The following is a 17,435-nucleotide window of genomic DNA, read 5'->3' as shown; positions in this document are numbered from 1 at the left end:
ATCTCCCTGCCTGCCTCTTTCTCTCGGCCCCCCCCTCTACATGTGGTGTTGGGGCCCTCCCCCCCCCCCCCCCCCGACGTGCGGGCGGGGAAGGTCTGCGACCAGTTCCTCAACCGCCATCAGTGGCCCGAGCGAGATTCCTTCCGGGCCTCCGGCACGGTCGAGGGCACGGTGGCGGCAGGCGCCGTCACCGCCGAGGACTCGCCCCGGCCTGCCGGGTCACCATTGGTCCCTGATCCTCCGGACGGCTCCGTCATCGGGGTCACCGTACTCCGCGATGACCTGCGCGTCGCTCATGCGGTCGACTTCCTCGCTTCGTGCGACGGGAAAGATGACGTGGATGTCCTTGTCCGTCCAGTACTCGACGACGCGGTGTGTCTCGGTGGCCCGGCTCATACTCTGCTCCCTTGCGGTGCGTGGGGTTCAGGTTGCGGGTGTGCACGTTGAGGGTCAAGAGGCAAAGGGGCTTCCGTTTGGACAATCGGAGGCGTAGGTTCCGGATACCTCGCGACGGCGCCCTGGAGGCGTCGGCCCGCCGGTCCCGGGACGGCGGGCCACGCGGGGGCCAATAGTCTGCTCACGGCCTGGTCCCGCCGCTACGGGGACCGGGGCCCTGCTCGGATGCGGGCCAGGCCCGGAGGGCAGGTGCCAAGCCTGTTCCCTCATGGCTCGGGGGACCCACCGGTCTGCCCGCCTCAGCGCTTCGAAGAGCGGTCCGGCCGCACTCCTTCGGTTCCCTCGGCCGCCGTCGAGCCGGAGTGCTCGTGCCGGCGGCTCACTTCTGAAGCCCCCAATCCAGGCGGTCGTCCAGGCCGGCTGAAGCGAAGGCCTCGACGAGGTCGTCTCGGCCCTCGGTGAAGTGGGCCCAGCTGTTGTAGTGCACCGGCACGACCCGGCGCGCGCCCAGGATGCGGGCCGCCTCGGCTGCTTGGGCGCTGTCCAGGACGAGCGGTGCGCCTTCGAAGAGGACGGGGAAGCGAGGGGCTCCGGCGAAGAGGAGTGCGGTGTCCACCGGGCCGAAGCGGTCGGCGATCTCCTTGACGACATCGAGTGAGGCGTTGTCGCCGCTGACGTAGACCGTGGGCAGCCCTTCGCCGGTGAGGACGAAGCCGACGACCTCACCGGTGGAAGCCTCGACCTCTTCGCGCGGGCCCGGACCGTGGAGGGCGGGGACGCCGGTGACGGTGACCGTGCCGCCGTCGGCGCGGTCGAGCACGATCGAGTCCCAGTCGGCCAGGCCCCTGGCACTGCCGCCCAGTCGCTGTCCCCCGCCGGGTGTGGTGAGGGTGAGGGGTACGTCGGCGAGCAGCGCCCGGCCGGACCGGTCGAGGTTGTCGGCGTGCTCGTCGTGGGAGAGGAGAACGACGTCGACGGGGCCGAGGTCGGCGGGAGTGCCGGACGGGGGAGCGGTCTTGGTCAGCAGAGGGCGGCCCGGTGCCTGGTAGTCCCCGGGATCGTCGAAGGTCGGATCGGTCAGGAAGCGCAGACCGCCGTACTCGAAGAGGGCCGTGGGGCCGCCGAAGACGCGCACCGGGAACTGGGCGGACGCTACGGGCCGGGAAGCGGGCATGTGGAGTCACCTCACGGATAGATGTTTGCCAACCGTGAGATGACTCTAGGTGATTCTCATGGATGAGGGCAAGGTGTAACGTGAGAGTCGTGAACGAGGCCTCGAAGACAGAGTCCGCTCCACCGCCTGCGCCCGGCGAGGAGCAGTACTCCTCCCTTGCTCTGGCCAACAGCAGCACCGCCCTGCCCGGTGGGCACGTCGCGGACCTTCTGGCCACTCCCGCGGGGGCGAACCAGTGGCTGGCGGAACGCGGACTCGCGCCGGCCGGCATCGGCATGCGGGACCTGTGCGCGACGCAGCTCCGTGCGCTGAGGGAGCACATCAGGGCACTGCTCGCGTCCCGGACCGAGGGGCTGCCCGCGCTCCCCGCCGCGGTCGCCGCCGTCAACGACGCGATGACCCGCGTTCCCACGGTGCCCCTGCTGCAGTGGGACGAGAAGCACGGCCCGTACCGTGCGGCCCCCCACCCCACCACCGAGTTCGTCGACTTCGCCCTGGCGGCCCTCGCCGCCGACGCCGCCGACCTACTGACCGGCCCGGACGCGGAGCGACTCACCGCCTGCGGTTCCGCCCCCTGCAACCGCTACCTCCTGCGCCACGGCCGCCGTCACTGGTGCTCCACCCGCTGCGGCGACCGCGCCCGTGCCGCCCGCGCGTACGCCCGACGCACGCGACCGGACACGGACTGACCCCACCCCGTTCATCGCCCTGTGGACGGGAGGGCCTGCAGGTGGGACAGGGCGATCCTGCGGTTCGGAAGATCGACCTCCGTGATTCTCGCGGTGACGGTGTGGCCGGCTTGGACCACGCCCTCGGTACGCTCCGCCCCCGCGGCCGGCTCGGTGAGCCGGACGTACCGCGCCATCGGATCCTCTTCCAGCGCCTTGATGGACAGCGACACGCGCTCTCATGCCATGTCGAAGTCCAGGATCTTCGCCGTGATCTCCTGGCCGACGCCGAGGACGTCGGAAGGATGATCGACGTGCCGCCTCCGGTCCCGCGTGGGTTCGGTCCTCCAGCGGGCGCGCAGGACGCCGTCGCTGTCGGGCAGAACCGCCGTGAACAGAGGAGGACGTTCGTCGACCGCCAAGGACAGGGCAGCCGCGGCACGAGCGCCCGGAAGGAGGGCGGCCGGCTCCCGATACCGGGTTTCGTCGGTGATGGCGCTGGTGATCGAGCCGTTCGCGTCCTCCCGTACGAGTTCTGCGGGACCGTCGGCGGGAAGTGGGGCGAGGACTGATTCGACGTCGGTGGACAGCTCCGGCCAGACGGTCATCCTGGCCCGGGGCGTGAGCCGGTCGCTCGCTCGGCCTCATCGCCTTCGACGGGACGCCGCATCCGACGCCGTCGGTCAAGGCTTCGCCATGTGTCATCAGCGGCTGAGCAAGCGCGAGTTGCCCAACGTACTGCGGAAGGAAACACAAGACCCGGTGAAGGGAAGCTCCGTGATCCAGCAACGCATCGTCCTCCTCTCCGCCGCGGGTCTCGCCTCGGCGTTGCTCTTGGCGGCGTGCGGCGGCTCGGCGGACAATGCCTCCTCCGGCACCAGCCCTGCCGCCGCCGCCACGGTCACCCCGGTCGCCACGGCCACCTCAGGGACCCCGACCTCCGTGCCGTCCGGCACCGGTGACTCCGGCAGTGGCCAGGGGGCCATGACGACCGCGCTGATGGCCAAGACGGTCAGCGGTGTGGGTAGCGTGGTGACCGACGACAAGGGGATGACCCTCTACCGCTACAACAAGGACCAGGCGCATCCGTCCAAGTGGACGTGCGCGGGCGCGTGTGTGAAGACATGGCTGCCCGTCATAGCGGAGGATCCCGTAAAGACCATGGGGATCGACAACAGCCTTCTCGGCACGGTCCACCGGGACGGCAGGAAACAGCTCACCCTCGGAGGGTGGCCGCTGTACCGGTACATCGGAGACACACGGGCCGGACAGGCGAACGGTCAGGCGAAGGACCAGATGTGGTACGCCATCACTCCGTCCGGAGCGCGCGGTCGGTGACGGGGCATGGTGTACAGGGCGGTCCCCTTGGTGACCCCGACGAGGCTCGGGACGCCGCAGATCTTCTCCGGAGAGGTCCGAACGCCTTGCCGGCCCGGTACGAAGCTGCACCGGAGGCACAGGGGATTCCCCGGCCGTACTGAACGGTGGCCATACTGCACGCATGCATCTCGGAGTGGTCACGGCGATCCTCTACTGCCTCCAGTTCAGCCGGGAGCTCGGCGACGAGGAGGTCGACAGGATCGCCCGCATGATCTTGGAGCAGCCGATCTACGACCTCACTGCCGAAGATCAGTACGCGGGGATCGAGGCAGCACTCGCCGCGAAGGCCTGGGCGCAGGACCTGTCGTGGCAACCGCATGACGAGCCGTCCATCAGGATCTTCCTGCGGCGTCTGCTGGGCCGTCTGGACGCACTGCGCCCTTGGCAGGAGCCGCCGTTCCGCAGCCTGGGGCTTGATCGCTGGCAGGAGTACAGACACGGGACCCTGCTTGCGTATGTACGGCTCGATTCCCCGGCGCAGGATCGGTTGCACGCGAGGCTGCGCACTGTGCCCGGGGACGAGGACCGACTGCGGGCAGTGGTGCTGCGCCTGCGGTCCCGGGACGAAGTCGCCCTCGTGGCGCCGCCACTGCCGGACGGTTACGACGCCGTGCTGATGGCCGTGCCGCCGCACCGGCCGGCGGCGCAGGTGATCGAGGCGTTCGTGGCCCACACGGGCTGTCAGCGCGAGCGGGTGTCCGAGGTGGTACGACGGCGGTGGAGGCGGGCAAGGCCACGGGATGCCAAGCTGCCTCCCGGGCTGAAACCACTGGGGGACTGAGAGTTCGTCCCGCTGACGGGCGGCCGACCGGGTACGCGGGCACGTGACCTCCGTCGTCTCCGCCGTGATCGCCGCCTCTGCGAAGCGGGACACCGGGCGGCTCGGAGTCTGATGGCAACCGCGCCGCGCCCGACGCCCACTGTGGAGCCGGGCGTGGCGCGACAGCGCTGATCACCCGGTCGCCGGCCAGGTTGACCAAAGGATCACGGGTCAGTCGGTCGGCTTGACGGGTGCGCTGCTGCGACCTTGGCGTCGACCGCTGAGCTCGGTATCGAGCGTCTCCTGAGCCACGCGCATGGCCTCGGCGTATACGGGGTCCTGCAGTCGTTTCCACATCTCTTCCTCGGGGACCTCTTCAACGTGGCTCACCACCCACCAGATGTTGCCGAAGGGGTCCTTGATGCGTCCTCCGCGCTGTCCGAAGGCGTTGTTCGCCAAGGAAGTGACGACCTGACCGCCGGCCTTGACAGCCCGTGAAAACGTCTCGTCCGCGTCGGCGACGAACACGCGCAGCAGGCTCGGCATGGTGGGCCAGTCGGCGCGTCGGTCGAAGGCCAGCACGACGGTGTCGCCGACCCGGACCTCACCGTGGCCGATCAAGCCGTCTTCGGTCTGCACCCGCCCCAGCTCCTCACCGCCGAACGCCTGGGTGACGAAGTCGAGGAAGGCCCCCGTGTCATCGGTAACGACCCAGGGCGCCACGGTGGTGTAGCCCTCCGGTGCGGTGCTGCTCTGTTCGGGCATCGCGGTCCCCTCACTCAGGTCGGCTGTCGACAGCGACGGTAGGCGCAAACCAGGTCAACTACCGTCCTGATTCGGACGGACTTCGTAAGCGACCGGCCCTCCCGGAGGACGTCTGGCGTGGGCGCCGGTGAGAGCATGGGATGCGGCGGCCGCTCCGGCCGGAGTCCCGACGCCTTCGCCGACTGCCTTCGTGGCGGCTTCGGTACCCCCGGCACGCTCCTTTGCGCGTCTGCGCCTCGTGCGGTCGAGCAGGCCCGGGAGCGCCGGAGAAATAGCTGATGCAGCCATCTATGAGGTGCATGCCGGCCATTCAATCCGGCGAAGGACTCGCGCTGGTGCATACCAACCAGTTAGCGTGCGCTCACCCCCCGCTTCCCTGTGGTCCCGCATGGGCCCTGAGCCACGCAAGGAGAAACGGGATGTCAGATGCGAGCCCGTCCCCGGAGCCCCAACAGCGCCACCCGTTCCCGTTGTACGGTCCTGCGTTTCATTCGTCTTCCACACACCACGTGGACTTCCGACAACCGCAAGCGGAGCCCGGGAGAGGCACACCGTCGCGTCGTCCGACGGTCGGCCACCACAGCGACCTTCGTCTGCTGCGCAGTGCGTATCGTTCGCAGCGACGTGTGGCCACGTTCACCGCGCTCGGGTACTTCACCCTCTTCCTCGTCCTGTCCGCCCTCGCGCCGTCGCTGATGACGGGCGCTGTCTCGGGCGGACTGTCCACAGGCCTGCTGCTCGGACTCCTCCAAGTGCCCGTCACCTGCCTGTCCATCGCACTGTTCGCCCACACGGCGCGCCGCAGGGTCGATCCGATCGCGGAGCGCATCCGCAAGCAGGCCGAACTGGACGTGGAGCGGGGAGCGCGACGGTGACCGGATTCAGCAACTCTGCGCAGGCGATGTCCCTGGTGGCGTTCACGACCGTTGCCACGATCATCCTGTTTCTCTGTGTGATGACGGGGCCGGACCGGGATGACCTTGACGAGTTCTACACGGGATACGGATCGCTGTCGGCGATGCGCAACGGCCTGGCCATCGCAGGGGACTACATCTCCGCCGCGACGGTGCTCTCCATCGGCGGGGTCATCGCCATCGACGGATACGACGGCGTCGTTCTGGCGCTGAGTACAGCCCTCTCCCTCATGCTGCTGATGTTTCTGCTCGCCGAACCCCTGCGGAACGCGGGCCTCTTCACGATGGGAGACGTGTTCGCCCGGCGGATGCCCGGACGTGCGGTGCGCATCGCCGCGTGTGCCGCAACGATCGCGGCATTGGTGCCGATGATGCTGATCCAGCTCTCCGGCACCGGCGATCTGCTCGCGTTCATCCTCGGATTCTCCAGCGACTCCCTGAAGACCGGGTGCATCATCGGTATCGGTGCGCTGATGATCAGTTATGCGGCGATCGGTGGCATGAAGGGTACCGCCCTCATCCAGATCCTGAAGATCGTCATGCTGCTCGGCTCCGGGGCGATCGTCGCGGTACTCATCCTGCGGCAGTTCGACTGGGACCTGGGCGCGCTGTTCTCCGCGGCGGCACGGAACAGCGGGGTGGGATCGACCTTCCTGCACTCCGGGCTCGAATTCGAGGGCAGCTCCTATCCCCGGCTCGACATGATCAGTTCGGAGCTGACCGTCGTCCTCGGTGGCGCCTGCCTGCCGCACGTCACCATGCGCATGTACACCGCCAGCAGTGCCCGTCAAATTCGCCGGTCGATGTCGTGGGCCGTGCCGTGCGTGGCGTTTTTCGTACTGATCATCACGGTTGTCGGTTTCGGAGCGACGGCACTGATCGGTCGTGCCACGATCGCGGGCGCAGACCCGACGGGCAGGACGGCATATCTGCTGGGCTCCCGGGCTGCGTTCGGGCCGGAAGTGTCGACGGCCGAGACCTTTCTGTTCACCGCGGTCACGACCGCGCTCTTCCTCACCCTGCTCGCCTCGGTTGCCGGAATGATCCTTGCCTGCGCCAACACTCTCGCGCACGACCTGTTCGTCGGCCGGGCGAAGAAGACGACCCCGCGGCGCGAGATGACTCTGGCTCAGTTGTCCGCCGTTGCGGTGGGCGCGCCCACCATCCTGCTGGCCACCCTCGTCCAGCACCACAACCTGCAACCGCTGGCCCTGCTGTCGGCCTCGATCGGGGCATCCGCACTGGCACCAGCGCTCGTCTACAGCCTCCTCTGGCGCCGGTACACACGAACAGGCCTGCTCTGCACGCTGATCGGCGGCACCCTCGCGACCCTCGTCCTGATGACCGGCACCAACCTTGTCTCCGGCTCCGCATTCGCCGCCTTCCCCAACGCCGACTTCAACTGGTTCCCGTTCACCACCACAGGCCTGGTGTCCGTCCCCCTGGGCTTCGCCCTCGGCTGGGTGGGAACGGTCGCTTCCGGTCGGCAGAAGGCCGAGGAGCAGCGCCACCAGTACGAAGCGGTTGAGGCATGGATTCTGGCTGGAGCGGCGCGACGCGGTACCGGAGTGTGAGCTCGGCAGTCGCTTCCACGAGTACGGCATGCCCCGGACGTCCCGGCTCGACGCGGTAACTCCGGCGCGAGGAACGTTCCGGTGATCTGGAAGGCGAACCAACCCGTGCCCGAAGTGACGGAAGCCTTCGCCGAGGTCTACCGCCGGGTCATGCCCGACTCGTTCGCCGCCCGTCCACGGACGGTGCCGGCAGCGGGTGCCCCCATGGCGCCGTGTGCCAAGGCAGCCGACGCCGACGGGCGGTGGGCCCATTCGCCGACCCCGAGCAGTGGCGATGCGGCTGGCAACAGCCCTGCACGCGGGACGAGTGGCTGGACCAGCTACCCGCCCAAGGCGCGTTCACCGAGCTTTCGCAGGCCCAGCCGACCGAGTGCCGGCGGGCGTCGGCAGCGCCGTCGACGCCGTGGGAGGCGGCTTCACGATGCGCTGAGCCACCCTGGCAGTCCCCGCGACGCGAACCGACGAGGAGCCGAAGTCGGAACGGCCGGACAGGGTTCAGCCGTTGGGCTGTTCGTGCGGCAGGCGACGGCGCGCCGACTGCTCCGCCTGTTCGGCGCGGGCGATGAGATGGGCTTCCCTGCGGGGCCGCCACGTCAGGTCCGCGATGAACAGGGCGACCACCACCCAGGAAGACACGGCCTCGCCGATCGTCCCGTGGAAGGTGTCATGGAGGGCGACGGTCAACGCCACGACGGCAGCGGCCAGGACCACCCACCGTACCCATCCACCGCGTTCGCGGGTTTCGCGCAGAGCGTCCGCGTAGACGAGGACGGCGGGCGCGAGGCGAGTGTCGCGGATGTCCTCACCGTGGCGGGTTGCGCGGACGACCGCCGCCCGGTCGGCCGGATCCAGTTCCCCGGCCCCGGGCCAGGCCCTGCCCATCCGACGAGCCATCACAGGTCCGTAGACGGCGCTCACGGCCAGGAACACGATGAGGCCGCTCGGCCAGGCCCCCGACTCGACGAGTGCGAAGGCGCCGGCGAGCAGGCCGGTGGGAAGTCCGATGCTCAGCGCTCTGCTGACCGGCTTCCTTCGCCACACCCAGCCTGGAATCACCGCCATCGGCTCATGGTGGCGATGACCTGGCGGCGAAGCAATCAGGTCACCGCACCGGCGAGTCGGCGCGATGCCGCATCAGGGAGTCACGACGTGGGCCTCACCGCGGCGGGGGCTCGATGGCGAGGACACGGTCGCGCAGGACCGGGAGTTCGGAGCGGATCTTGGCGACCTGGTCCATGTCGAAGTCGACCGTCACCATCTCCTCTGCGGTGCCGGCTTCACCGAGCACGGTTCCCCAGGGGTCGATGATCGCGCTGTGTCCGCCCTGCTGCATGCCGCCATGGGTACCTACCGCGCAGCAGGCCAGGAGGAATACCTGTTCCTCCAGGGCCCTCGTGCGCGTGAGCAGCTGCCAGTGGGAGAGACGGGCCGCGGGCCAGGCGGCGGGCACCACGACGAGCTCCGCACCCGCGTCGAGCAGGCCCCGGAAGAGCTCGGGGAAGCGGAGGTCGTAACAGGTGGCGAGGCCGATGACTCCGATGTCGGTGGGCACGGTGACGACGTCGCTGCCGCCACCCATCAGGAGCGCCTCGCCGCTGTCGAAGCCGTACCGGTGGATCTTGCGATAACGACCGCGCAGCTCACCGGACCGGTCGAAGAGAAGTGCGGTGTTGTACAGCCTCCCGTCCCGGTCCCGCTCGACGATCGATCCGGCATGGAGCCACGTTCCGGCCTCCCGGGCGGCGGCGGACATGATCTCGGCAGTGGGGCCGTCGACCCCTTCGTCGTCGTACCCCCAGCGGTCGTACGCCCAGGCGCCGGCCGTCCACAATTCCGGCAGGACCACCAGATCGTCGCCCGTCCTGCCGCGGGCCAGCGAAGCCGCCCTGCGCCGGCGCTCGTCGGCGGACTCCGACGAGTCCACGGACAGCTGTATCAGGGAAGCACGCATGGCTGACACCTCCGGGACCGTCTCCGGACAGTCCGAGGGAAAGGCTCTTCCCTACGAGCGTAGGGAGCATCGGCCGCATCGCGCGTCCGGGCGGAACGTCCTCCGGCGGCCTCCAGCCGCCGTGCCGTCACGGATTGCGCACGGCCGCTGACGTCACGTCCACGGCGTCGGGGGCGTGCGGTGCGGCCGGTGGCCCGGGCGGTTGCGGTCCGGGCTCGCGCATCAAGGTGATGCGCAGCGGAATGAGCAAGCGCTTAGTAGAATGGTCCCCGAGTAGTCCGTGTGACAGGGAGGGACCGCAATGCCGACGTCGCAAGTCGAGGCCTTCTACGAGAGGGAGGCCGACGGCCGGTTTCTCCCCACGGCCTACACCCGGGGGCCCTGGGACGCCGACTCCCAGCACGCCGGGCCGCCGGCCGCCCTGCTCGGTCTGGCCGTCGAGCAACGGCCGGGCGCACGGCCGGACACCCGGGTCGCCCGGCTGACGTACGAGATCATGCGCCCGGTCCCGATGCGGCCGCTCACCGTGACCACACGCGGGCGGCGCGCCGGCCGCAGCGTCGAGCTGGTGGAAGCGGCTCTGACACCCGACGGCGGCCAGGAGGCGATGCGGGCGACGGCCCTGCTGATGAAGACCGCACCGGACTCGGTGCCGCAGGTGTCGCCAGGGGGGCAGGTGCCCGGGCCCGGGACCGTACCCCACAAGGCCTTCTTCCCTGTCCCCTGGGACCAGGGCTACCACACGGCCATGGAAATACGCTTCGCCGCCGGTTCGTTCCTGGAACCCGGCCCGGCCACGGCGTGGATGAGGATGAGGGTCCCCCTGGTCGCCGGAGAGGAGATCACACCGCTGAGCCGGGTGCTCACGGCCGCGGACTCGGGCAACGGCGTCAGCGCCGCGCTGGACTTCAACCGCTACGTCTTCATCAACGCCGACCTCACCGTCAGCCTGCACCGCCATCCCGAGGGCGAATGGGTCTGTCTGGACGCCCGAACGATGGTGGACGGCGCGGGCATCGGCCTCGCCGAGTCCGCCCTGTACGACGAGAAGGGCCTGCTGGGCCGCAGTACCCAGAGCCTGTACGTGGCAGAGCGCGGCTGAGTGACGGTCCCGCCTCGATGATCACGCCGTGTGCGGCCGGCACACGGCGGGTCGATCACCTACGTCCGCCGAACTCCCAGTCGTGTACCTCGATTTCCGCGTACCCCTCTGGGGTCAGGACATCACGTGCCTCGTCCGGGTCCGGCGCCCGGACCAGCGCCACCGTGCCCAGCCAGGTGCCTGCGTCGTCGGACAGCAGCGGCCCGAACGCGATCAGCTCCTCCCGGTCGGGTGGCAGGGCGAGGTCGACGCCCTGGCCCGTGCCGAGGCCGAGCACCAGGTACCGGTTGCCACCGGTCCGGCCACCGGGGAAGTCCCACATGGTGCGGCCCAGCAGGTTCCGCCAGCGGCGCAGCAGCACGTCCCGGTACACGCCGGTCTGGAAGTTGGGCTCGTCGAAGGCGAACGCGCGGGCAGCGGTGGGATCGGGCAGGTCGACGATGTGGACGCTGCCGGTAGGCGTATCGCCGTCACCGGCGAAGGTCGGGCCGCGAGCGATCAGCTGCGTCGCGTACCCGTCCATGTAGGACCAGTGCTCCTCGATCAGCTCGTCGCGCAATGCCGCGGAAGCGGCTCGGTCACGGTGGTAGCAGAAGAACTCCATGAGCGCAGAACCTTGCCCAACGTACGCCGGCATCTCAACTGGCTTTCGTGACGGCTGTCGGGGTTCCATGCCGGGTCAGGTGCCGCGGCCGGCCTTGAGGGACGACTTCGGGCGTACGGGAGAGCTGTTGAGCCGGTTCGCGAACAAGGCCGCCGGGGCCGCCGGGCCAGCGACAGCGTCGAACTCGGTTGGATCCGGTGCTGCGGACAGCATCGGCCGGAGCCGCGGTGGCGCACGAGGACGCGGCCGACTGGCCCTCGCAGCCCGCCGCGGGGCGCGTTCGAGAATCGTCAGGCTGCCCCGTGGTGGCCACCGCGAGGATGGAATCTCTCGCGGTACTCCCTGGGCCGCTGGCCCGTGTGTCTGACGAAGATGCCGCTGAACGCACCGGGGTCGCGGTACCCGACCTCGCGGGCAATGCTCGCGACCGTTCGGTCGGTGGTCTCCAGCAGATGCCTGGCTCGACGCACCCGGGCCTTGTGCAGGTACGCCAGTGGTGTCTCGCCGGCTTCGTCGCCGAAGCGGCGGAGCACGGTTCTGGTGCTCACATGGAACTCCTGGGCGAGGGCGGGCAGGTCATAGGGCGCAGCGAGGTTCTGATCGAGCCACCGCTTGACGCTGCGCGAGAACTCCCTGCCCGCCGTGGGAACGAGCGCCGGGTCGACGTAGGGCGCCTGAGTGGAACGGGCATCATCGACCAGCGCGATACGGGCGGTACTGCGGGCGACGTGGGGGCCGTCGTGCCGGCGGATGAACTGCAGCGCGAAGTCGTACATGGCGCTGAAGGCCGCTGTGGTCGTCACGCCACGGTCGGTCATGACCAGACTGTCCGGGCGGAGGCGGACGTCGGGGTACCGGCGGGCGAACCGGTCCGCGAACAACCACGAGGTCGTCGCTTCGCGCCCGTCGAGCAGCCCGGCTTCAGCGACCAGGAAGGCGCCCACGCAGATCGAGACGACGGCGGTCCCCGAGGCCGCCTGGGATCGAATCGACGCCGTCTCCGGCCCGAGGCTCGCCAGTGTCGCGTCGAGATCGAGCGTTGGCGAGAGCTCGAAGCCCGGTACGACCAGGACGTCCACGGGACGAACCGCCGAGACATCGAGGACCGAGCCACCGGACGCGACAACCCGCCGCCGCGGCGAGATGACCGACGCCTCGTAGGCCGGCTGGGCCGACCCATGTGCCGCAGCGACGTGAGTTGCCATTGCCAGCAGGTCGGGGACCCCGAACACCTCCGACGCGAAGCAGCCCGGGTAGGCCAGCACACCAACTCGCAGCGGACTCATGGGGCCCCTCCGGCGCGATTCAACGGGTGGCGATATTACCGGGACACATGGCGATGCCGCCGCTTCGCAGAAGAGCCGGCATTCAACATGATCTCGGTCATGACCATCATGCGAGGACAGAGCGACCCGTTGGCCGACTTCTCACGAAGGGCCGTCAGCGTCGATGACGTCGGCAAGACCGTGTACGTCGCCGGATCAGGACCCGCAGTCGTCCTCATGCCGGAGATGCCGGGGATCAGCCCCGACGTCGCGCGGTTCGCGCGGTGGGTGCGTGATGCCGGATTCTCCGTGTACCTGCCCTCCCTCTTCGGTGTCGACGGCGCCTATCCGCTCGCCGAGGCAGGCGAGACCGTAGTCCGACGCGCCTGCGTCAGCGCCGAGTTCCGCGCGTTCGCCGGTGGCGGCACCAGCCCCGTCGTCACCTGGCTGCGCGGTCTCGCCCGCCTGGCCCACGCAGAGTGCGGCGGGCCTGGTGTGGGCGCCGTAGGTCTGTGCTTCACCGGCAACTTCGCCCTCACCATGACGCTCGAACCCGCTGTCATCGCGCCGGTGGTGAACCATCCGTCGCTTCCCCTCGATGACCCCGGCGGCCTGGAGATCAGCGAGGAGGACGCGGCCGCCGTGGCCGAACGCGTGGCGCGGGAGGGACTGAAGGTGCTCGCCTACCGCTTCGAGAACGACAAGTGGTGCACTGCCCGGCGGTTCGCGGCCTACCGAGCGCTGCTCGGAGACGCGTTCGACGGCCGCGTACTCAGTGCCGAGACGGCGAACAAGAACCCTCCTCCCTTCTTCCGCGACGTCGTCGGTTGCGCCCACAGCGTCGTCACGGCACACCTCGTCGACGAGGAGGGCCACCCCACCCTGCAGGCCCGGGACGAGATCACCGCCTTTCTGGCCGAGCGGCTTGGGACGCGGCGGGAATGAGGCGCTGCCGGTCCCGCCGGCTGCTCAGCGGAACGCGGCTCGCCGGCGGCAGGCACCACTCGGGTTTCCGCGGGCCGGAGCGCTGCCGGATGATCCAGGGTGGTGCGGACCTCCTTCCGAAGGCGGCCGCAAGGACGGCGGGGAGATTCGGCTCGGAGACCGCGGGCACCTCGGACAGAACGTGAGGGAAGTCGTCATCGCCGACGGGCGCCCCGGGCACGCTCGAGGCCGCGGCTGAGAGTGTGGAGGCCACCGTGAGTTCGACGACGCGCCGGAGGTCACGACCGCGACGGCGAGCCTCCTGGGCCACATCGGCCGGCACCTCGTCATCGCTGGGCGGCTTCCCGAGGCGGTGGACGCCTCGCGCGAGCCGGCAAGTCCGCCAATGGCGCAGCCGAGTGCACTTCCTGGCCCGGCCGTCGGACGAGGCGGCATGATGCGGGCATGGCCTTGTCGACGGCGTTCACGGAGATGCTCGGCGTGCGGCACCCGATCGCGCTCGCGCCGATGGGCGGATCGGCCGGTGGTGCCCTGGCCGCAGCTGTCTGCCGCGGGGGCGGGTTCGGGATTCTGGGGGGCGCGTACGGTGATCCGGAGTGGCTGGCACGTGAGGTGCCGGTCGTCGAGAGTGCCCGAGGGCCGTGGGGCGTCGGATTCCTGACCTGGGGGATCGACATCGCGGCGGTGGAGCTCGCGCTGAGCTACGGCCCCAGCGCCGTGATGCTGTCCTTCGGCGATCCGAGCCCGTACGCGGAGTGTGTCCGGCGGGCAGGGGCCCTGTTGTTCCTCCAGGTCACCGATCTGGAGGAGGCCGGGCGGGCCGTGGACCTGGGTGCCGATGTGATCGTGGCCCAGGGAACCGAGAGCGGTGGACACGGAGCCGCGCGCGGGCGGTCCACTTTGCCGTTCGTGCCCGCGGTGGTGGATCTCGTGGCTCCGGTTCCGGTGCTGGCAGCGGGCGGGATCGCCGACGGGCGCGGTGTGGCGGCGGCTCTCGTACTGGGCGCCGCCGGTGCGCTCATCGGCACCCGTTTCCAGGCCACTGCCGAGGCACTGGTCGATCCTTCGATCACCGAGTCGATTCTCGAGGGGCGCGGGCAGGACACCGAGCGCAGCACCGTGCTGGACATCGCGCGCGGCTCCCGGTGGCCGTCGAAGTACACCGCCCGCACCCTCGCTCACCCCTACCTCGACCGCTGGCGTGGCCGGGAGGCCGAGCTCGCCGCCGATCCCCGAGCCCGTCAGGCGTACCGGGACGACGTGGCACGAGGCGCCGTGCCGCCGCTGCCGGTCTGGGCGGGCGAGTCCGTCGACCTGATCACCGACCTGCCCTCGGCGCAGGACCTGGTCACCACCATGGCCGCCCAGGCGCAGGACGCCCTGACCCGAGCGGGACGAACCTGACCCACCAGGTGACCTCGGTATCGCTCCCGTCCACCTTCACGATCAAGGTGCCGAGTACGTCGTGCTGCGTGACCCTGTAGGGGTGTGGGGTGTCCCAACCGGTCGTACCCGGGCGGCCTACGCGGCCTCGGGCCGCCGTGCGGTGCGCGTGACCCTGGTTGCCGCGACGGGCTTCTTCCTCTTCCGCTACGGACTCGACCGCCCCGTCGCGGCCACCTACGCCCTGTTCTCCACCGTCGCGCTGGGCGGACTCTCCAAGATCCCCGGCACCGGGCGTCAGCGCGCCGCGCTCACGCTGCGCCTGCTGCCGGTGTGCTGGCTACTTGTGGTCATCGGCACGTATCTGTCGGTACAGACCTGGAGCGCCGTCGCCGGCATGCTCGTGGTCGGCTTCGTGCTGGCCTTCTCCGCCGTGGGCGGGCCACGCCTGGCGGGGGCGGCACCGGGCCTGCAACTCCTCTACATCCTGCCGTCCTTCCCACCGTACGATCCCGGCTCGCTCGGCGACCGGCTGATCGGGACGACCACAGGGCTGGCCCTCCTCATCGCCGCCGAGGCACTGATCCTGCCCGAACCGGCACCGCCGCCCTACCGGGAGCGTCTGGCCGACTCCGCACAGACCGCGGGCCACTGCGCGACGCTGCTCGCCGAGCCTCCGAAAGTCCTGAACGACGCCGAGATCCGGGCGGCCCGCGACGCGGGGCAGGCGCTTCGCTCACTGACCGTGCCGGAATCGGAGCGTCCCGCGGGACCGGGAGTGCGTGATCGTGCCCTCGCCCAGACAGGACTGGCCACCCGCACCCTGCTCAACCGGCTGGTGCGACTGCCCGCCGCGCCGGGTGACGCTCCGGAACCAGAGGTGACCGCCGTGCTCCAGGCGGTGGCGCGGCTGGCCACGGCGACCGCCACCTGCCTGCGGGCCGGCCCGTCGCCCGTGGCCGTGTACGAGGAACTGGTCGCGGCACGCGCACATCTGTCGGCGCTCCCGGGAAGCGCCGCCCCCGCTCCCACGCCGACCTCCGCCGCCGTGCTCGCCGACGGGACCGTAACCGCTCCGGCGCCCCAGTTCCCGCCGGCCGTTCTGCGCCGGCACGCCGCAGTGCTGGAGATCGCCGATGCGGCACTCGCCATGGGCACGGCGGCAGATCTGGCGGTACGCGGCCGACGGGCCTCGGTGGAGGTCGCGCCGGGTCACTTCTGGTACGCCGCGACCTGGGCACCGTTCCTGTGGTGGCACCGGGTGCGCGGCCATGCCGGGCGCCGGTCGGTGTTCTTCCAGAACGCGGTCCGTATCGCCTTGGCACTGACGGCGGCCAGGCTCGTGGCCGGGGTGGACACGCTGCCCCACGGGTTCTGGGCGCTGCTGGCGACCCTCACCCTCACCCGGACCACCATGGACGAGACGTGGAGCACGATCCGGCTGGCGCTCGCGGGGACTCTCGCCGGAGCACTGGTGACCGCGGGCCTGCTGGCCCTGGTGGGAACCGACACCGCGGTATACGCGGCAGTGCTGCCGTTGTGGATGCTGTTCGCCTTCACGGTGGGGCCGGTCAAGGGAGTGGGCTGGGCGCAGGGCCTCTTCACCGTGCTCGTGGCGCTGGTCTTCGCCCAGCTGGCGCCTCCGACGTGGCAGCTGGCGGAGGTCCGGTTGCTGGACGTCCTGGTCGGCAGTGCGATCGGCGCGGTCTTCGGCCTGCTGGCGTGGCCGCGCGGGGCGCACGACGAGCTGCGCAACGCGGCGGCGGAACTTCTGCGCAGGGCCGCCGAAATCGTGGTGGCGACCAGCGCCTCGGTGACGCGGGGCGCGGAGCCGGCCACGCCGTCCAGTGCGCCCGGCCACCGGTCGCTGCAGCACGCGGTTATCCTCGCGGAGTCCGCGTACGCCCAGTTCCAGAGCGAACCGACACCCTTCGGCGGGCGGCGACACGCGGAGCCGCTGCCCGGAGTGGACTGGCAGGCGACGCTCATGGCCGGTCACCACACCCTGTGGGGATCGAAGCGCCTGGTGGACCCGCCGTTTCCCGGCCTGCTCCCGGCGGCGGCCGATTCGGTCAGTCGGCTGGGGGACCGGGTCTGCGGTCGAATGCTGCTGGTCTCGGCGGCACTGGACCCCGGGGGCGACACCCCGGCCGCCCTGCTACCGCTGATCGACCCGGCCTTCGAGGGCCCGCCCACGGAGCCGCCCGGCGCACCACGGCTGTACTACGCGACCGTGTCATGGCTGGACGCGCTGATCACCGATCTGGCACGGATCGCGCACGGCGAGCCCGAACAGGACGGTACGACTGCCGGGCAGTGACGACCGGGCGCTGCGGTGTCCCGTCGGCTCGCGCCCCCATGACCCGTATGGAATCGTTGATGTTCGTACGTCAGGACAATCACCGACGTGTTCACGCCCGGGAGGTTGCCATGTCCTCGAAGCGACGCCGGAAGAAGAAGGGCCGACGCAAGCACGCCGCGAACCACGGACGGCGGCCGCAGTGCTGATGGTCCGTGTCCCCGGCGAGTAGTTCCGCCGCGCGGACCGGAATCC

At 70.2% G+C, this 17,435-nt stretch carries 18 protein-coding genes; 9 read left to right on the top strand and 9 right to left on the bottom strand.

The genetic code is table 11. The features are described from left to right. Positions 1-219: 219 nt before the first annotated feature. Positions 220-396: a hypothetical protein gene (locus ACFW2E_RS11640; protein ID WP_384465053.1), complete on the bottom strand. Its 177-nt coding sequence runs from the start codon at positions 394-396 to the stop codon at positions 220-222. Positions 397-775: 379 nt separating this feature from the next. After that, positions 776-1,570, bottom strand: coding sequence for an MBL fold metallo-hydrolase (locus ACFW2E_RS11635; protein ID WP_384465050.1), 795 nt, complete (start codon positions 1,568-1,570; stop codon positions 776-778). 62 nt (positions 1,571-1,632) lie between these two features. Between ACFW2E_RS11635 and ACFW2E_RS11630 the strand changes: the two genes are divergently transcribed. Continuing rightward, the gene (locus ACFW2E_RS11630; protein WP_384465047.1) at positions 1,633-2,259 is read left to right on the top strand and encodes an ABATE domain-containing protein; all 627 of its coding nucleotides are present in this window, start codon (positions 1,633-1,635) and stop codon (positions 2,257-2,259) included. A gap of 11 nt (positions 2,260-2,270) precedes the next feature. On the opposite strand, the gene ACFW2E_RS11625 is transcribed toward ACFW2E_RS11630, so the two are convergent. Continuing rightward, positions 2,271-2,471, bottom strand: coding sequence for a hypothetical protein (locus ACFW2E_RS11625; protein WP_384465044.1), 201 nt, complete (start codon positions 2,469-2,471; stop codon positions 2,271-2,273). Positions 2,472-2,477: 6 nt separating this feature from the next. Beyond that, positions 2,478-2,846, bottom strand: a complete 369-nt coding sequence (locus ACFW2E_RS11620; RefSeq protein WP_384465041.1) for a hypothetical protein — start codon at positions 2,844-2,846, stop codon at positions 2,478-2,480. Between the two features lie 169 nt (positions 2,847-3,015). Here ACFW2E_RS11620 and ACFW2E_RS11615 point away from each other — a divergent pair, with 169 nt between their 5' ends. Continuing rightward, a complete protein-coding gene (locus ACFW2E_RS11615) occupies positions 3,016-3,576 on the top strand; it encodes a hypothetical protein (protein ID WP_384465038.1) in 561 nt (186 codons plus the stop codon). 163 nt (positions 3,577-3,739) lie between these two features. Continuing rightward, positions 3,740-4,399 (top strand): hypothetical protein, encoded by a 660-nt coding sequence (locus tag ACFW2E_RS11610; protein WP_384465035.1) that lies wholly within the window; start codon positions 3,740-3,742, stop codon positions 4,397-4,399. A 210-nt stretch (positions 4,400-4,609) separates the two neighbouring features. On the opposite strand, the gene ACFW2E_RS11605 is transcribed toward ACFW2E_RS11610, so the two are convergent. After that, positions 4,610-5,143: a VOC family protein gene (locus ACFW2E_RS11605; protein WP_384465032.1), complete on the bottom strand. Its 534-nt coding sequence runs from the start codon at positions 5,141-5,143 to the stop codon at positions 4,610-4,612. A 419-nt stretch (positions 5,144-5,562) separates the two neighbouring features. On the opposite strand from ACFW2E_RS11605, the gene ACFW2E_RS11600 reads away from it, so the two are divergent. Beyond that, a complete protein-coding gene (locus tag ACFW2E_RS11600) occupies positions 5,563-6,018 on the top strand; it encodes a DUF485 domain-containing protein (protein ID WP_384465029.1) in 456 nt (151 codons plus the stop codon). Continuing rightward, positions 6,015-7,631, top strand: a complete 1,617-nt coding sequence (locus tag ACFW2E_RS11595; RefSeq protein ID WP_384465026.1) for a cation acetate symporter — start codon at positions 6,015-6,017, stop codon at positions 7,629-7,631. Before ACFW2E_RS11600 ends, ACFW2E_RS11595 begins: the two co-directional genes overlap by 4 nt. Before the next feature lie 495 nt (positions 7,632-8,126). On the opposite strand, the gene ACFW2E_RS11590 is transcribed toward ACFW2E_RS11595, so the two are convergent. Both ACFW2E_RS11590 and ACFW2E_RS11585 read right to left on the bottom strand, forming a co-directional pair. Beyond that, complete coding sequence (locus tag ACFW2E_RS11590) at positions 8,127-8,693, bottom strand: hypothetical protein (protein ID WP_384465023.1); 567 nt, start codon at positions 8,691-8,693, stop codon at positions 8,127-8,129. Between the two features lie 94 nt (positions 8,694-8,787). Then, on the bottom strand, positions 8,788-9,582 hold the full coding sequence (locus tag ACFW2E_RS11585) for a carbon-nitrogen family hydrolase (protein WP_384465019.1): 795 nt from the start codon (positions 9,580-9,582) through the stop codon (positions 8,788-8,790). 301 nt (positions 9,583-9,883) lie between these two features. Here ACFW2E_RS11585 and ACFW2E_RS11580 point away from each other — a divergent pair, with 301 nt between their 5' ends. Then, a complete protein-coding gene (locus ACFW2E_RS11580) occupies positions 9,884-10,684 on the top strand; it encodes a thioesterase family protein (RefSeq protein ID WP_384465016.1) in 801 nt (266 codons plus the stop codon). A 55-nt stretch (positions 10,685-10,739) separates the two neighbouring features. On the opposite strand, the gene ACFW2E_RS11575 is transcribed toward ACFW2E_RS11580, so the two are convergent. Both ACFW2E_RS11575 and ACFW2E_RS11570 read right to left on the bottom strand, forming a co-directional pair. Then, on the bottom strand, positions 10,740-11,288 hold the full coding sequence (locus tag ACFW2E_RS11575) for a YciI family protein (RefSeq protein WP_384465013.1): 549 nt from the start codon (positions 11,286-11,288) through the stop codon (positions 10,740-10,742). 290 nt (positions 11,289-11,578) lie between these two features. Further along, on the bottom strand, positions 11,579-12,574 hold the full coding sequence (locus ACFW2E_RS11570) for a GlxA family transcriptional regulator (protein WP_384465010.1): 996 nt from the start codon (positions 12,572-12,574) through the stop codon (positions 11,579-11,581). 99 nt (positions 12,575-12,673) lie between these two features. Here ACFW2E_RS11570 and ACFW2E_RS11565 point away from each other — a divergent pair, with 99 nt between their 5' ends. The 3 genes from ACFW2E_RS11565 to ACFW2E_RS11555 all read left to right on the top strand — a co-directional run bounded on the left by ACFW2E_RS11565 (position 12,674) and on the right by ACFW2E_RS11555 (position 17,201). After that, a complete protein-coding gene (locus ACFW2E_RS11565) occupies positions 12,674-13,498 on the top strand; it encodes a dienelactone hydrolase family protein (protein ID WP_384465007.1) in 825 nt (274 codons plus the stop codon). A 444-nt stretch (positions 13,499-13,942) separates the two neighbouring features. After that, the gene (locus ACFW2E_RS11560; protein ID WP_384465004.1) at positions 13,943-14,902 is read left to right on the top strand and encodes an NAD(P)H-dependent flavin oxidoreductase; all 960 of its coding nucleotides are present in this window, start codon (positions 13,943-13,945) and stop codon (positions 14,900-14,902) included. Positions 14,903-14,984: 82 nt separating this feature from the next. Continuing rightward, a complete protein-coding gene (locus ACFW2E_RS11555; protein ID WP_384465001.1) occupies positions 14,985-17,201 on the top strand; it encodes an FUSC family protein in 2,217 nt (738 codons plus the stop codon). Positions 17,202-17,435 lie beyond the last annotated feature (234 nt).

Origin of the sequence: Streptomyces sp. NPDC058964 (genome assembly GCF_042741275.1) — a bacterium.
In the GTDB taxonomy this organism is placed as follows: domain Bacteria; phylum Actinomycetota; class Actinomycetes; order Streptomycetales; family Streptomycetaceae; genus Streptomyces.
This window is presented reverse-complemented; position numbering and strand designations above follow the sequence as displayed.

What these genes read in the sequence shown, in the direction of transcription:
- ACFW2E_RS11640 (WP_384465053.1), bottom strand. Translation starts at nt 396, where the DNA reads ATGAGCCGGGCCACCGAGACACACCGCGTCGTCGAGTACTGGACGGAC.
- ACFW2E_RS11635 (WP_384465050.1), bottom strand. Translation starts at nt 1,570, where the DNA reads ATGCCCGCTTCCCGGCCCGTAGCGTCCGCCCAGTTCCCGGTGCGCGTC.
- ACFW2E_RS11630 (WP_384465047.1), top strand. Translation starts at nt 1,633, where the DNA reads ATGAGGGCAAGGTGTAACGTGAGAGTCGTGAACGAGGCCTCGAAGACA.
- ACFW2E_RS11620 (WP_384465041.1), bottom strand. Translation starts at nt 2,846, where the DNA reads ATGACCGTCTGGCCGGAGCTGTCCACCGACGTCGAATCAGTCCTCGCC.
- ACFW2E_RS11610 (WP_384465035.1), top strand. Translation starts at nt 3,740, where the DNA reads ATGCATCTCGGAGTGGTCACGGCGATCCTCTACTGCCTCCAGTTCAGC.
- ACFW2E_RS11605 (WP_384465032.1), bottom strand. Translation starts at nt 5,143, where the DNA reads ATGCCCGAACAGAGCAGCACCGCACCGGAGGGCTACACCACCGTGGCG.
- ACFW2E_RS11600 (WP_384465029.1), top strand. Translation starts at nt 5,563, where the DNA reads ATGTCAGATGCGAGCCCGTCCCCGGAGCCCCAACAGCGCCACCCGTTC.
- ACFW2E_RS11590 (WP_384465023.1), bottom strand. Translation starts at nt 8,693, where the DNA reads ATGGCGGTGATTCCAGGCTGGGTGTGGCGAAGGAAGCCGGTCAGCAGA.
- ACFW2E_RS11585 (WP_384465019.1), bottom strand. Translation starts at nt 9,582, where the DNA reads ATGCGTGCTTCCCTGATACAGCTGTCCGTGGACTCGTCGGAGTCCGCC.
- ACFW2E_RS11580 (WP_384465016.1), top strand. Translation starts at nt 9,884, where the DNA reads ATGCCGACGTCGCAAGTCGAGGCCTTCTACGAGAGGGAGGCCGACGGC.
- ACFW2E_RS11575 (WP_384465013.1), bottom strand. Translation starts at nt 11,288, where the DNA reads ATGGAGTTCTTCTGCTACCACCGTGACCGAGCCGCTTCCGCGGCATTG.
- ACFW2E_RS11570 (WP_384465010.1), bottom strand. Translation starts at nt 12,574, where the DNA reads ATGAGTCCGCTGCGAGTTGGTGTGCTGGCCTACCCGGGCTGCTTCGCG.
- ACFW2E_RS11565 (WP_384465007.1), top strand. Translation starts at nt 12,674, where the DNA reads ATGACCATCATGCGAGGACAGAGCGACCCGTTGGCCGACTTCTCACGA.
- ACFW2E_RS11560 (WP_384465004.1), top strand. Translation starts at nt 13,943, where the DNA reads ATGGCCTTGTCGACGGCGTTCACGGAGATGCTCGGCGTGCGGCACCCG.